The following is a 16,287-nucleotide window of genomic DNA, read 5'->3' on the forward strand; positions in this document are numbered from 1 at the left end:
TGCTGTACTAGTGCATTCGATTTGCTCCCCCTTAGCCTTAACGCTGACAGCGTAGCTGGCTCCCCTTAAAAAGAGAGGACATTTAATTAAAGTCCTCCTGAAAAAGGGGAATTTAGGGGGAGCTATAAATATCGAATACAACACCATAAAAGTTTTCAGACATTCTCTAAAAGGAAAAATGACCTCTGAGTCTAACTTAATTCTCAAAGGCCATTTCAAAATTCCTAGCGTAATTAGTAACAGCTACATTTTTAGAATATGCAAACTCCATCTGTGCGCGAGCAAAATACAATAAATCCTTTTTCAGCCTTGATTCAATTTTGGCAGGATGTGAAAGTAGTTGCCGGGCCTTATTGGTATCCAACAAAAGCAGAAGGAAGAGCATTTTCAGACGTGATTCGCTCATGGGGAATGCTCATTTCCTTAATCTTATTAATAGTTGTAATTGTCGGTGCAAATGCTGCAAATAGTTACTGGAATCGGTATGTGATTGATATCGTTATTGAACAGAGAGACCTTGATAAATATAATAGTACTTTATGGCTGTCCAGTCTAATTATTGTCGGGATGGTCTTGTTAGTGACTCTTTTGAGATATATCAAAAAAAAAATAATTCTTGACTGGTACAAATGGCTAAATTTTCATGTTCTAGAAAAATATTTAAGCAATCAAGCGTATTATAAAATCAATTTTAAATCTGATATAGATAATCCAGATCAACGCTTATCCCAAGAAATAGAACCCATTACTAGCATTGGCTTGAGATTCTCATCTTCTTTACTAGAAAAATCTTTAGAAATGGGAAGTTCTTTGATAATTCTCTGGATAGTTTCTTCAGAAATCGCAATTTATTTAATTATTTATACAATTGTAGGTAATTTAATAGCTGTTTACTTGAATCAAGGAATAAATAAAGTTAACCAAGAAGAACTTGCATTTAAAGCAGATTTTGCCTATTGCTTAACTCATGTTCGTAATCACGCTGAATCAATCGCTTTTTTTCAGGGAGAAGCTGAAGAATTAAATATAATTCAGCGCCGATTTAATAATGTTTTAAAAACTGCTGAACGCCGACTGAATTTGGAGAGGGGACAAGACGCTTTTGGCAGAGCGTATCAGTCTGCGATTAGCGTATTCTCGATGTTTATTCTTACACCTTTATTTCTTCAAGATAAAATTGATTATGGACAAATAAACCAAGCTAGTTTTGCTTGCTTTATGTTTTCTAATGCTCTAGGAGAACTAATATCTGAGTTTGGAATTTCAGGACGATTTTCTGGTTATGTAAAGCGTTTGGCAGAGTTTTCAGATGCGCTACAGGCTGCTAGCAAACAACCAGAGAACGTCAGTACTATTAAAATTATAGAAGAAGAACGTTTAGCTTTTGAGAATGTCACTTTACAAACGCCAAATTATGAACAGGTAATCGTCGAAAACTTGTCACTAGCTGTTGGGCCAGGAGAAGGTTTATTGATTGTTGGTTCTAGTGGTAGGGGTAAAAGTTCTTTGTTGAGAGCGATCGCTGGTTTGTGGAATGCAGGAACTGGTCGTCTCGTGCGTCCTCCCCTAAAAGAAGTATTGTTCTTACCCCAACGCCCTTATATCATTTTAGGGACTTTACGCGAACAGTTGCTCTATCCTCACACAGATAGGAAAATGAGCGACAAAGAACTCGAACATATTTTGCAACAAGTTAACCTGCAACACTTACTTACCCGCGTAAATGCCTTTGATACGGAAGTTCCTTGGGAAAATATATTGTCGTTAGGAGAACAACAACGCCTCGCTTTTGCACGGCTATTAATTACACATCCTAGTTTCACTATCTTAGATGAAGCAACGAGTGCTTTAGATTTAAATAACGAAGGTAATTTATATCAACAGTTACAATCAACGAAAACAACTTTTATCAGCGTTGGTCATCGAGAAAGCTTATTTAATTATCATCAATGGGTGTTAGAGCTTTCAGAAGGATCTAATTGGCAACTTGTTTCTATGCCAGATTATCAATTGCAAAAAGGGATTGTTATTAAACCAGTTGAAAAGGAGCAAATTACGATAGATATTTACCCGAAAAATGAACTCAAAATGAAACCAGAATCAGCAGCAAGCGCCACAATTATAGGACTTTCTCATAAAGAGCTTCAGACATTAACAGACTATTCTCTTAGTACTATTAGAAGCAAGGCTAGTCAAGAAAAGTCTGTGACTACTAAGGATGGTGTAACCTACCGCTATAACAAAAACCCGGAGGTATTGAAATGGGTAAGAGTGTAGCAACTATTTGTATATTTCAAAACAAGTGATGCTAACTAGAAAGCAAAAACAATTAGTTACTTATAAATCTATTACAATTTATGAAACACATTACAAATTTCCAACTTTAAAAAATTCCAAACTAAAAAAAGTTCAAAGAAAAATTAGAAAATGCCAAAACTTAATTAGAGAAGGTACCAAATATCATTCTTATTTTTGGGGAATAATCAAATGGAAAAAAGAAATTAGTCAAGGAGAAACTTTAGTAGAGGTTAAATTATTAGTTACAGATTATATTCAACTTCTTGAATCATTAGAAAATTATAAAAATAGTTATCAAAATTTTTTATTAAAATTTATAGATGACTGGAAAAATCTATTTAAACAAAAATATGATGAAATTAGAAAAGTAAATGAACAAAGAAATAAGCTAGAGATAAAAAATCATAGAAATCCTCAAATAATTTACAAGTTAAAATTGGAAGAAGAAGAAAATTTAAAATCTATTTTGCTATTAAGTAATACTAACTTTTTAATTTTAGAAAAAGTACAACTACTAAGTGAAGGAATTAAAAATTTAGCGGAAGATACTAAAAATCAAAAGCAAGCTATTCAGAAAATACTTAAAGATATAGAGGTGTATCAAGAAATTTATGAATACCAAGTCAAAGCTACAAAAATTCGTCAAGAAATCGCAAAAATAGCTGAAACAGCAATTAATCTAGAAAAGTCTCTACAAGATTACTTTAGTCCCTTTCAATCTTTAATAGATGATGTAGTAAAAGTAGATGCAGATTTTTACGCAATTGTAGGAGAAATTCAAAATTTAGCAAGTAGTACTCTAAATTCTCAAGTTAATTTATTAACAATACAAGATACTAGTACGATATCTCATGACATCCTCAATTTATTAGTGGCAAGTTATGATAAAAAATATAGGCTGCAAGATGCTTTTTTTCAGTCAAAATTATTAGATTTGCAGGTTCATGACTTTGATATAAGTAAAGATGAGATAACTTTAAATCAAGCGATTTACCTAATATCTAATTATATGTCTACTCAACTGGTTGCTCAAAAGAAAGTGCTAGGGATAGAAGAAGCAGATATTATTTCTCCTTATCCTCAACTTTTTATCGAGAAAACAGAATTGGCGGAACAACCTAATAATGATATTGAGTTGGCCACAGAATTTAAAAGTAATTGGAATATTGATTACAGTAAATTGCAAAATCTTCTTACACAGTACAAGTGGCAAGAAGCTGATATTGAAACAGCTAAATTAATGCTACAAGTCATGGGCAAGAATGATTGGAATGAAGTTTATAAACAAGATATTCTTAACTTTTCATGTCAAGCTTTTCATAAAATCGATCGACTTTGGCAACAATACAGTCATGGTTACTTTGGCTTTAGTGTTCAGCAAAGTATTTGGAACGAAATAGGCGGTCAAATAGATTATGAAACAGAAAAAAGACTTGGCGATCGCCTGGGTTGGCGAAAAGAGGGAAACTGGTTAAATTACGACCAACTAACTTTTGAATTATCCCCAACGACACCTATGGGACATTTACCAGTTAAATGGTTACATTATGACCAAAATATATTAGACATGCCTTCATATTCATCTACAGCCCCCCTGTCAATGGCAGCTTGGCGAGTTGGATCTTGGCTAATATGGCAGATGCATTTATTTTTTACTCGTGTCAAAACTTGTCATGAAACTTTACCATAAGTAAATCGCACATTACTTAATAATCAGGGAGAAAGCAAATGAATAATATAAATTTGTCAGATACAGAAATAGAAATTTTACTTTTTGGTAAATGGCGTTTTAATACAGATTGGGAAAAAATCTCTATTGAATTTAAAGATAATATGACTTATGAGCAAACTAGAATTCAAACATTTCTTTTATCTAAACCCAGCGAATTTGTCACGGGTAATAAATTTACTGGTGTATGGCACGTAAATGATAGAAGATTATGTTTAATTGTTAAAACTGTTCCTAAATCATTTTTCAATTTGCGATTACTGATATTATCTAAAGTAGATTTGGCAGATATGATAGCTAGCATATACTCTATATTTATAACAGAGAATTATGAAGTTATTGAAATTGATAAATTAAAATTTTTAATCAGCGACAAAAATCAGAGAATTGTTGGTATAAAAATCAATTAATACTTTTTCCATGCTGGTAATATTAACTTAATAAATTTAGGTAAAATATTAACTCTGTATAAGTTCTTACGATTCTGCATTTTGGTAGTAGACTTCTTAAAATTAATTTACAATCTTAATATGAATAATATTAATCTTATGCATAGATAGCTTAATAAATTTTAGAGCTTGCTTGCAAAATTTATTGTGCTAACCTAGTTTAGTACCACTAAGACTAACTAGAACTTGAATTTAACTCGTTTTTAGCTTACTTATGTATTCCTTTTGGACAGTTGGGCTTTCTGATAATGTGCATACCTAAAATTTTTAAAGTACTATTATTATCGCGGATAGTGAGTGATGTTAACTCTTGACCCAACACATAAAAGCTACCCATAATACTAACCCAATTGTGCAGTCCGTTTTTGGCTCTGTTAAGCGTTATTGTCGCATTCCTTCGATTATTTGCTCCTTTAAGTATTAAAATACCACCAAAATTAAAACTACCCGATGCAATTAATTTGCTGCTATTAACGCTAGCCGTAATATTGGCAAAGGTGTAGCCTAAAAACTTGAGGCTTCCTGCAATACTGGCAGAATTATTGATATTACCATTAGTTCCTTTGCTGAGAGTGACTGTAGCGCCGTTGAAAGCTAAAATGCCAAAATTGAAATTACTTGTAGCTTGAAATCCGCTCTCGTTCAGGCTGATACCTAACGCGGTGAATTGTTTGCCTAAGAGAGTAACATCGCCTAAACCAAAAACCTTTTTATTAGTTAAATCAAGTTTAAAACTCGGAACATTGAGCTTTATAATATTGCCTAATTTAAGAACTACTTCATTAATTGAAACATTCTGAGTGTTAAATGATAAAGTGCCGCTACCTAAAGATTGATTAAAAGCAATAATATTTGCTGTTCCTGTTGCGATTTGATTCTTCAAATTAACTGTCAGGTTCGGAATAGTCAAAGTCAAGAAACCTGCTAAACTCAGCCGAACATCCCTCAGATTGACACTATTTTGAGTAACATCAAACATAATGCCTGCTAGAGTATTCCCAAAAACTGAAATTGTTCCTAAACCACTACCACTACCAGATTTTATATCGATACTCAGGGCATCAACATCAATACTCAATAGATTGCCTAAACTTAGGTCAAAGTTTTTAAAGGTAGTATTGGTAGGGGTAATTTTAAATTCAACATTCGCAATTTCGTTGTCAAGAATTTCTAGATAACCATCTCCCTGAAGATACTGCTCACTAGGCGTTACTTTTAAAGATAAATCTAAACTATCGTCATCTGTTCCCTTAATTTTCAGAAATCCTAAATCAATTTCTAGAACTTTTAATGAACCAGAGATATTATTAAAAGTTTTATCTCCTTGAAGGATTAAGATTGCCTCATGACCCCAAGCATTAATTTTGCCATTAATTTCTAAACCTTCTGATATCGCTTGAGCCGCAATTCTTGTCGGAAAAGGAACATACTTAATTAAAGGATTGATTTTTCCGTCTCCATCCCCATCAATTGATTCGATGTTTAAGTTCACTAAGCTTTCTAAAACCCCTAGTGCTTTGTTAACTAAATCGGTTGAATAACCTACTTGTTTGCTAAGAAAGGAAGTGATTGGCCCCCGCCACAAATCTATTAAGCTAATCGCTTGCTTGGGATTTAAAATTAAAGCTAATCTTTCAGGATCATTAGTGTCCATCAGAAAAGCTACCTCAAGGTCTGTTTTTTCCCATTTCAAATCACCAATGAAGCCAAAGTTATCGAAGTAAGGAGGTAAATACGTTCCGCCTCCTTGAAACCTGATATTGCGAAGTTCAGTTCCTAGCAATCCATAGGGATTACACCAAGATTTTTCACCTTGTTGACAAAAGTATGCTGTTAAAGATTCGGGTTCGAGGGAGAGACTACCAGAGAGAAATAGTTTAGGTTCTTTTTCTTGGGTGGGATCGTAGCCTTGCAGAATCAAATTTCCAGTTAATCCAAAGTTTGGCTCTAAATCAGTCCCAATATTTAATCCTATGAGCAAGTTATTAAAAGTAGCCTTAAATTGTTGCTGAGAAAATAGCTGAATATCGCCTGCAATATTACTTGTTAAGCTAATCTGTCCTGCCGGATTAAAGTTAATTATCGCTCCTAAGCACCCAATTCCTAAGCTTTGATGAATAAAACTGCTGAAATTTGTCTGGAGATTATTGAAATCAATATTTCCAATAAAGTTGAATCCTATGCTTAAGTTAATGCAACCTAATTTTGGATGTATAAAATCATGTTCAGTATCAGTGATAATTAGCTCTGGGTTGCTTAATTTTAAATCGTTGATAATAGGAAGTTTACTCGCTAGATTGCTAAAAGTAAAATTTTTATTTAATTTATACTTTAATGTGCTTTGCTTCCCAATAAATAATTCAATATCTTGGTTATTTAGTAATCCTTTAAAGCTGATTTCAACTTCTTGATAAGTTTTAGAAATTTTATATTTTGGTGCAGATATTCTAATTTCAGGTTTTCCAAATACTTCAACAATAATTCTATCAAGCGCCACATTTATGTATGGAACTGTACTATGAATACTAAAAATTTTGTCTAAATTTAACTGCAAATTATGGTCAAAATCTAAATAACTTCCTGAAGTTGAGGAAACTAAATTTAGATCATCTGAAAATCCAAGTTTTAATTTGGTAGCATTAGGTAAGATAATTCTTCTTAAATCAACGCTATTAGCCATAAGGAAGTTGATGTAAATGTGTACAGTGACAAATTAAGCTCTCTTTGCAACCTATAAATACTTCCATAAGATATAACACAATATTTATTTTAAAGCTTGACGCCAGAAAACTGGGATAAAGCATCAGGTGCTAAAGGAGTAACTGGCCGATAATCTTTACTCACAAGGAAATCTGGGCGGGGATTTTGAATTTGTAAAGGAATATTTTCAATACTGTTATAAGTAATAATCACTGTAGAACGCCCAAAAGGCGAGATATTATTTGAGGAAGCATGTACAATATTGCTATCAAAAAATAATACAGAACCAGCCGCAGCTTTGATAAAAGTAATTCCATATTTTGATACTAAATCAGCAACTAGTTCCTGACTTAGAGAATACTTCAAATTAGCACTAAAACTTGATATCCATGCAGGGTTATCACCAGACTTATCAGATTTGGTGTTTGTCACTCTAGGATTAGCCGTAATATCAATCATTTTTTCTTTGTGGGAACCAGGGATAAGAAATAGCGGCCCATTAAATTCATTCATATCATCTAATAAACACATGGCATTGACTACCTGTGGTCTTGGCATTCCATCCTCCTTGCGCCAATAAATATAGTCTTGATGCCATTTCCAAATATCACCAGTAAATGCTGCCTTAAGATTTACTTTGAATTGATATATATATACTTGATTGTCAACTATTTGCATAGCAGGTTCAACAATGAATGGATGTCGTGTTAGGGAATTGAAAACATCATTTTCAGTATGCAAGCCGTGAAGCGAACGTACAGTGCTACCATCTTTTTCAAGGATTCTTTTTGGGGAATTTTCTGTAGATAAAGCAGATAATTCTGCTTTCAAAATTTCTACTTCAGTAAGTGATAAATATTCTGATAATAAAATATATCCTTGATTTTTATAGATTAGTAATTGTTCTTGTGTAAGGTACATATTTAAGCCTTGTATCTATGAATAATTAAAATATAACTTTTTTAAACTTTAGGGACATTGCCATGAATACTTAAATATTTAAAATTATTGTTGATACGTTAAAATACCCAAAAGCTTTCAAAGTCTTCATGGTTTTTTAAAGATTAAGGACTTCTACTTAGTTAAAATTGTCAAAAATATGTCTATTATGTAACTTTTATATTTAAAAATCCGCTACTTTGGAAATAAGCCAAATATTTACCGAACAATTCAGTATCCATTGATGGAGGATAGATGGAAGTATTAGCAATTGCCTCAAGTGTATTGCAACAGTCTAAATCAGGAGTATTTTGATATAGCTGCCATACTGTCATTCCTTGATGGACTTTTTCAGTTAACATGGGTATAAGAGGAAATAAAGGATTTTCCTGAGAGGATCGTCCTTGCTTAATTAAATCGTTTGTCCATTGTTCATAAGACACTTTTTCCAGTTGGTATCCACAACTCGATACTAAGCCAAATAATCTAGTTAAATCAATATTCTGCGATGCTAAAGGAACTAAATGAAAGGCATTTCCTAAAGATTCTTTCTTCCTAGATATTTGAACAATAGCTTTACTAGCATAATCAACAGTTATTAAATCTTGTTTTTGATTGACTAAATCTGGAAAACTACCTAATTGAATACAACCTTTGATCAATCTAGATATGTAGTCATCTGTATTAGTTACACCAGTATGCGGATGACCCATTAAAAATCCCGATCTAATAACTGTCACAGGGATTCCTCTAGATTTAGCAATCCAAACAAGTTTTTCAGCTACCCATTTACTTTGTATATAACCAATATCTTGATAAAGATAAGCTTCACTAAGATCGATATCATCATTCTCATAAAGGATATTTAACCCATTAAAACAAGCAATTGTGCTAAAAATGGCAATTGTTGAGATGTAGTGTACTGGCTTGAGTTGACCGTGACATGCCAATCTCAGTACTTCTTGAGTACCAAGAACATTTGTCGCCTTCATTAGAGAATATGGTTTAGCAAAGCCGACTTCAGCACCACTGTGATAAATAACATCAATCTGCTCTGCTAGCCTCTCAAATTGCTCTAAAGAAAGTCCTAGACGAGGCCTATCTAAATTGCCTGGGACAGCAATAATTCTTGAGCCTTGATTCGCGTCCCATATTAAATATTTTTCTAGGTTTTTCTGCAACCTTCTCAAACCTTCACTTTCGTTATCAGCACGCACAAGGCAATATATTTTCGCCTCAGTTTGTTGCAACAATTCATGTAGTAAGAAAGCACCTAGAAAGCCGGTAGCACCTGTTAAGAAAATATGGTTTGGCTGACTGATGTCTTTAGCAAGTACTCCTTGGGGATAGATATTTGGATCGAGTACGGCTTCAGCTTTGAAACTAATAACACTATTGAGAGCAGAACTTCCTTCATGATATAATTTCTCAACTATCTGGCACAGTCCCTCTATAGTCTGCTGCTCAAAAATACATCTTACAGGCATTTGTACTTGAAAAGTTTCTCGCACATACATCATTAACTGTGCTGCTAATAGAGAATTACCGCCAAGTTCAAAGAAGTTATCTTGAATACCCAGATTATCAATGCCAAGTATCTTAGTCCAGATACCAACCATTTGTTCTTCAGTAGGAGTCCGAGGTGTAATTAATGCTACTTCTAGAATTGGTCTGGATCGATCGGGAGCAGGTAATGCTCGACGATCTAACTTGCCACTGGGTGTTAGTGGTAACTTCTCTAAAGACACAAAAGCCGTAGGTATCATATATTCTGGTAGCTTTTGTTTGAGAAAGCGGCGGAGTTCTAATGTAAGTTGGGTGTCATTCTCATATTGTTGACTTTGCACCACATAAGCTACCAAACGCTTTTGTCCAGGTACATCTTCCCAATCTATTACAACACTCGTCTTGATGGAGGGATGTTGTGCTAGTAAAGCTTCAATCTCTCCTAGCTCGATTCGGAAGCCGCGAATTTTCACTTGATGATCGATCCGACTAAGATATTCGATATTGCCATCTGGCAAGTAACGAGCTAAGTCACCTGTTTTATAAAGGCGATCGCATTTCGCTCCCCTGCTCCTTTGGAAGGGGTTAGGAATGAACCGAGCATCTGTAAGATCCAAGCGATTGAGATAGCCACGTGCTATACCAATACCACCAATGTAGAGTTCTCCAGGCACACCTACAGGAACAGGTTGTAACTGAGAATTCAATAGATAAATTTGACTATTAGCAATCGGTCGTCCAATGGGTGGCAAAGCTGGCCAATCTGTAGGTGAATTGTTAAGGGTAAAGGCAGTCACGACATGAGTTTCCGATGGGCCATAGTGGTTGTGCAGAGTGCAGTTAGGCAATTGGTGAAATAAATGTGCGATCGCATCCGTAATGCGTAACTGTTCCCCAGCCGTAATCACTTCGCGTAAACTACAGGGTACAATGCTTTCTATCCTTGCCATTTCGGCTAATTGTTGCAAAGCGACATACGGTAGGAACAAGCGCTCAATCCCTGTTTGGTTCAGAAATTGCAGCAGGTGTGTGGGTTCGCGACGCATTGATTCCGAAATCAATATTAATGTTCCGCCTGTAGTTAAGGTGGCAAAGATTTCTTGGAAGGAAACATCAAAGCTAATTGGTGTATATTGCAGTGTTTTGCTGCCAAAGCCAACTGTGGAATTTTGCGACTGCCAAGCAATTAAGTTGACTAAGGGACGGTGCGGCATCGCTACACCTTTTGGTTTGCCAGTAGAACCGGAGGTGTAGATGACATAAGCTAAATTGTCAGGATGGATATTAATATCCAGGTTATTTTGGGCTTGGGTAGCAATATCCTCCCAGTCTCTATCCAGACAAACAATACTAGCTCGATGTTCGGGAAGCTCTCCCAACAATCGTTGTTGGGTTAATAGCACTGTTACTTGAGAGTCTGTCAGCATTAAGGATAAACGTTGCTTTGGATAGGCGGTATCTAGAGGTACATAAGCTCCACCAGCTTTGAGAATCGCTAATAGAGCTACGATCGTCTCTAGCGATCGCTCTACACAAATCCCTACCAATACATCTGGCCCTACGCCTAAAGTTTGTAAATGACGGGCCAATTGATTGGCTCTGGCATTTAACTCGCGATAAGTGATTTCCTGTTCTGCAAAAATTGCTGCTACAGAATCAGGCTCACGCTGTACTTGCGCTTCAAATAGTTGGTGAATGCAACTTTGTTCGGGGTAATCTGCTTGAGTTTGATTCCATTCCACTAATAATTGTTGACGTTCATTAGCTGTTAAAAGGGGTAAATCTGCAACTTTCTGGTCGGGATTAGCAACGATACCTGCAACTAAAGTCTGAAAATGTTCCCCTATGCGAGAGATGGTAGGAGCGTCAAATAAATCGGTGCTGTACTCAAACCAACCACTAATCCCATCTGGTGTCTCAAATAGTTCTAAGAACAGATCGAACTTGGCTGTGCCATTGTGTTCTAAGCGATGGTTAATGGTCATGCCAGAAAGTTCTATAGCTGGTATGGGTACATTTTGCAGAGCAAAGCCGATTTGGAACAGGGGATGGCGGCTCAAATCCCGTTCCGGCTCTAGTTCCTCTACCAGTTTCTCAAAGGGTAGGTCTTGATGAGCATAAGCTTCTAAGGTTACTTCTCGCACTTGCTTGAGCAATTGACGGAAAGTGGGAGAGTCAGAAAAATCACTGCGTAGTACTAAGGTGTTAACAAAAAATCCAATTAAACTCTCAATTTCCTGATAGTGACGGTTGGCAATTACTGAACCTACTTGGATATCTTCACTACTCGTATAATGGAATAGCAATGTTTGGAACGCTGCTAAAAGCGTCATAAATAAAGTAACTCCCTCCTGCTGACTGAAGCGAGTTAGTGTCTCGCTGACAGATTTGGAAAGTGCTAAAGGTTGACGCGTTCCACGATAGGTTTGGATTGCTGGTCGGGGGCGATCGCTTGGTAACTGTAAAATGGGTAAATCTGCTAACTGCCGTTTCCAATAGTCTAGTTGTTCTGATAATACTTTTCCTTGCAACCATTGCCGTTGCCAAGTAGCAAAGTCTGCATACTGAATCGGAAGCTCAGTTAGGGGAGAAGGTTGACCGTTGACGAAAGCTTGATATAGCAGTCTCAGTTCTCGGAAAAATGTACCGACAGACCAACCATCAAAAACAATATGGTGAATGTTCAAAAGCAGTACATATTCTTCTGCGCTTAATTGCAACAAGGTGGTTCGTATTAGCGGCCCGTGATTGAGGTTAAAGGGGCGTTGGCACTCCTCAATAGTTAATCGCTGGATTTCTGTGTCTTTTTGCGAGTCAGACAGCGAACGCAAATCTACTAGATGCAAAGGTACAGTTAGGGTAGGAGCAATAATTTGTACTGGCTGCCCATCTAAGAAAGCAAAAGTGGTGCGTAAAACTTCATGGCGGCGAATAATTTCGTTGGCACTCTGTTCTAAGGCACTTAAATTTACTTGACCAACAAGGTGAAAAGTCTGCGGTAAATTGTATAAGGGATTGTCAGGTAAGAACTGTTCCAAAAACCATAACCGCTGCTGGGCAAAGGAAAGAGGTAAGTTTTGGTTGCGCGTTACAGGTAAAATTGTTTGAGTGTGCCATTCCAGATTTTGCTTGAGTTGTGCCTCAATACTTTCAGCCAAGCTGGCAACAGTAGGTGCATCAAATAAACGTCGCAATGGTAAATCTAATTGATAGGTATCTCGAATACGAGAGATTACCTGAGTCGCTAGCAGTGAGTGTCCGCCAATCTCAAAAAAGTTATCGTAGACACTAATCTGCTCCAATCGCAAAACTTCTACCCAAATTTTTGCTAGTACTTCCTCAACGGTGGTACGAGGTGAGACAAAATCTTGCTCCCGATTCCGTCCAGTGCGATCGGGTGCTGGTAGGGAGCGACGATCTACTTTCCCGTTAGGTGTTAGTGGCAATGCATCTAACATGACAAAGCTGGAAGGCACCATATAATCTGGCAGCTTCTCCTTGAGAAACCTACGGAAATTGCCACTCACTGTGCGCTGCAAAATCTTCCATAGATGTTGGGTTTCCAAGATATGCTCTATGCTTTGGTGAAAAAGAATTTTTTCGGTAGGCGTTAGAGTCAACTGAATGCCAGCCCGCTGACCCTGACTCCAAGCAACGCTGCCATTTAACCATAGTTCTTCCGATGTCACTGGCAAGCGTAGGCAAAGACGGATGCGTTTACCTCTTGCCCAACTAAATGACACTCCTACCAAACAAACGCCATCATTGGAGATATCCTTTGTTTGTAGTTCCACTATCTGGTTGTCATCAGTTTCCACTCGACAAACACTTTCATAAGGTACTCGCTCAGGAATCAAGCTGGAAACAATATAACCGACTAGACGCTTGTCCCCAGGCACATCCTCGCGTGCCATAACTACAACTTCATGCACGTCAGGATGCTGCAACAGCATTGCTTCGATTTCCCCCAACTCAATGCGGAAGCCACGAATCTTTACCTGCTGGTCTATCCGACCCAGGTATTCAATATTTCCATCCGGTAAGTAGCAAGCTAAGTCACCTGTTTTATACAAACGATGCGATTTTGTATAAGGATTGAGAATAAAACGTTCGCTAGTGAGATCCGGTCGATTAAGGTAACCCCTAGCTAAACTATCGCCACCAATATAAAGTTCTCCCGGAACACCGATAGGAACTGGCTTTAACTGTGTATCGAGTATGTATATCTGGGTATTAGCTATGGGACGACCTATAGACGGATAAGTTGGCCAGGAATCAGGATTTCGATCTAATGTCAAAGCCGTTACCACATGGGTTTCTGATGGCCCGTAGTGATTATGAAATGAGCAGTGTGGCAGCGATTTGAATAACTTGATAATGGATGGGGTGATTTGCAGTTGCTCACCTGTGGTAGTAACTTCTTTTAAGCTGGTAAATAATTCCAACTGAGATACAGCCATTTCTGCCATTTGTTGTAGTACGACAACAGGCAAGATAACTTTTTCAATCTCTTGACTCTGAATAAAGCGAGCTAAAGCTGTAGTGTCCCGACGCAAGTTTTCTGAGATGAGAAACAAAGTTCCTCCTGAAGACCAAGTAGCAAACATCTCATGAAAGCTAGCATCAAAGCTCAAAGAGGCAAATTGCAGGGTACGTACACCTGTTAATAGTGAGTTTAGATGCCATTGCAGTAAATTCACTAAAGGACGGTGAGCTAAACAGATCCCTTTCGGCCTGCCTGTAGAACCAGAAGTGTAGATGATATAGGCTAAATTCTCTGCTGTTACTTCACTGGAGGGATTTTTCTGACTATATTGGTCTATCTTGTCCCAGTCGGTATCTAAACAGATAATCTGCGCTTTGGTTTCAGGAAGCTCTGCTAATAGTTGTTGCTGAGTGAGTAATATAGATACTTGAGTATCCTCAAGCATAAAAGCTAGGCGTTCTTTAGGATATGCTGAATCTATTGGTACATAAGCCCCACCAGTTTTGAGAACTGCCAAAACTGCGATCGGCATTTCCAAGGTTCTTTCTACACAGATTCCTATCGGCATATCTGGTTTCACACCTAGCGAAAGCAGATAGTGTGCTAACTGGTTCGCACGCTGATTTAGCTCTCGGTAAGCGAGTGAAGATTGTTCGTGGCTCTGTGCCTCTTTAAAAACTACTGCTACAACATCTGGCGATCGCTCTGCCTGCGCTTCAAAAAGTTGATGAACGCATTTATCTCTAGCGTAATCGCTACTAGTATCATTCCAAGTTTCTACTAGTTCTTTCTGCTCAGTTTCTGGCAAGATATTCAGTTGATAAAAATACTCGCATCCTTGACTAACTTGATTTGCTATAAATAGCAATCTCTCTAAAGAGCTTATATCTGTAAAATATTTTTGATTATAAAATATTTCTATTTCTAAACTATCATTAAAGTCGTTTATTACAAGATGAACTTCATTTTCGTCAAAAGAATTGTGAACCTTTAATCTAGAACATTCTTCAGCAAAAGGAATATTTAATATGGTAAAATTATAAAAATTATAGAAAAACTTTAACTGTTCATCTTTTAAATAGTTTCTTTGTAAAAGAACTGAAATATTTTGGAGATTATCTAGATTTTTACGATAGTTTCTTATGTATAAAATATAATCAACTATACTTGATTTATTCCCAATATTTTTTTGAGGTATAACAATAGGAACTACTTGGTAAATACAACCTAAAACATTAAGCCAATTCTCATCCCTTTTCCCAAAAATATCATAAAAGACCAAATCTGCTGGTGCTTGTAAATATTTACTTAAATAAATACCATAAATAGCCCTAAAAAATGTAGGAACGCTACATTTTTTTAATTGGCAATATTTTCTAATTTGTGCTAGTTCATTCCCAGTAATTTGTAATTTTCTTGATTTAGCATTGTTTTCTGTTTCAATTTTGATATAAGGCGTAACAGGAATAACATTACTTAAGGTTTCTAGCCAATACTGCTGAATCTCTGGAGTATCAAATTGAGTCACACTATCGGCAATAAAATCATGAAAATCATTTCCCTCAAATTTTTCAGGATTATTACCTATTTTTAAATCTTGGTAGACTTTTGCAACCCTTTCAAAGAAAACTTTCCCAGAATATCCATCAAAAAGGATATGAGGTGCACCTAAAATAGCTGTGTAGCTACCCTGCTCATCTTTAACTAAGATATTTTTAAATAAATCACTTTTTTGTAAATCTAACTTATTTTTAATCTTTTCTTCGATAACTTGCTGTAAACTAGTGAAATAGTCATTATTAATTACTAAATCAATAAATTCAAAATTAACATCAACATCGTTGTCTACAAACTGAAAAGGTTCGCCTTTATAAAAAAAGAACTTTGTTTTAGTAGTACTATCTTGTTGACATACTATTTTTATTGCTTGTTCCCAAATAAATCTGTCTAGATTTTGTGGCAACTTTACAGAAATTCCTAAACTAAAAATAGTGCTATCTGGATGGAGCATATTATCCAGATATAAATCTCTCTGTGTAGTTGTTAATCGTGATATTTTTCCAATTCTTGAAGGTTCAAAAGGCTCATTTAGTATAGTTCCTGTTACCAAACTCATGAATACTTCACCAATTGAAATATTAGAAAAACTTGTATGTTGATAATTATTAATCATGATAATT

At 36.1% G+C, this 16,287-nt stretch carries 6 protein-coding genes; 3 read left to right on the forward strand and 3 right to left on the reverse strand.

Features of this window, described 5'->3' with window-relative positions; translation table 11 throughout:
* Positions 1-258 precede the first annotated feature (258 nt).
* From V7L01_RS28905 to V7L01_RS28915, 3 genes are read left to right on the forward strand one after another with little or no spacing between them, the layout of a single operon-like run.
* Complete coding sequence (locus V7L01_RS28905) at positions 259-2,277, forward strand: ABC transporter ATP-binding protein/permease (protein WP_335041008.1); 2,019 nt, start codon at positions 259-261, stop codon at positions 2,275-2,277.
* A gap of 28 nt (positions 2,278-2,305) precedes the next feature.
* Entirely contained in the window at positions 2,306-3,988 is a 1,683-nt protein-coding gene (locus V7L01_RS28910; protein ID WP_335041162.1) for a GUN4 domain-containing protein, read from the forward strand.
* A 38-nt stretch (positions 3,989-4,026) separates the two neighbouring features.
* Positions 4,027-4,437: a hypothetical protein gene (locus V7L01_RS28915; protein ID WP_335041009.1), complete on the forward strand. Its 411-nt coding sequence runs from the start codon at positions 4,027-4,029 to the stop codon at positions 4,435-4,437.
* Positions 4,438-4,684: 247 nt separating this feature from the next.
* Here V7L01_RS28915 and V7L01_RS28920 read toward each other — a convergent pair whose 3' ends face one another.
* From V7L01_RS28920 to V7L01_RS28930, 3 genes are all read right to left on the reverse strand, one after another.
* Positions 4,685-7,156 carry a hypothetical protein gene (locus V7L01_RS28920; protein ID WP_335041010.1) on the reverse strand — a complete coding sequence of 824 codons (2,472 nt, stop codon included), beginning with the start codon at positions 7,154-7,156 and terminating at the stop codon, positions 4,685-4,687.
* A gap of 89 nt (positions 7,157-7,245) precedes the next feature.
* Positions 7,246-8,097, reverse strand: a complete 852-nt coding sequence (locus V7L01_RS28925; RefSeq protein ID WP_335041011.1) for a phytanoyl-CoA dioxygenase family protein — start codon at positions 8,095-8,097, stop codon at positions 7,246-7,248.
* A 185-nt stretch (positions 8,098-8,282) separates the two neighbouring features.
* Complete coding sequence (locus tag V7L01_RS28930; protein WP_335041013.1) at positions 8,283-16,280, reverse strand: amino acid adenylation domain-containing protein; 7,998 nt, start codon at positions 16,278-16,280, stop codon at positions 8,283-8,285.
* Positions 16,281-16,287: the final 7 nt, after the last annotated feature.

This window comes from Nostoc sp., assembly GCF_036917095.1.
GTDB lineage: Bacteria > Cyanobacteriota > Cyanobacteriia > Cyanobacteriales > Nostocaceae > Nostoc.

Excerpts from the sequence above, each read along its gene's own strand:
- V7L01_RS28905 (WP_335041008.1), top strand. The coding sequence starts at position 259 with ATGCAAACTCCATCTGTGCGCGAGCAAAATACAATAAATCCTTTTTCA.
- V7L01_RS28910 (WP_335041162.1), top strand. The coding sequence starts at position 2,306 with ATGCTAACTAGAAAGCAAAAACAATTAGTTACTTATAAATCTATTACA.
- V7L01_RS28915 (WP_335041009.1), top strand. The coding sequence starts at position 4,027 with ATGAATAATATAAATTTGTCAGATACAGAAATAGAAATTTTACTTTTT.
- V7L01_RS28920 (WP_335041010.1), bottom strand. The coding sequence starts at position 7,156 with ATGGCTAATAGCGTTGATTTAAGAAGAATTATCTTACCTAATGCTACC.
- V7L01_RS28925 (WP_335041011.1), bottom strand. The coding sequence starts at position 8,097 with ATGTACCTTACACAAGAACAATTACTAATCTATAAAAATCAAGGATAT.
- V7L01_RS28930 (WP_335041013.1), bottom strand. The coding sequence starts at position 16,280 with ATGATTAATAATTATCAACATACAAGTTTTTCTAATATTTCAATTGGT.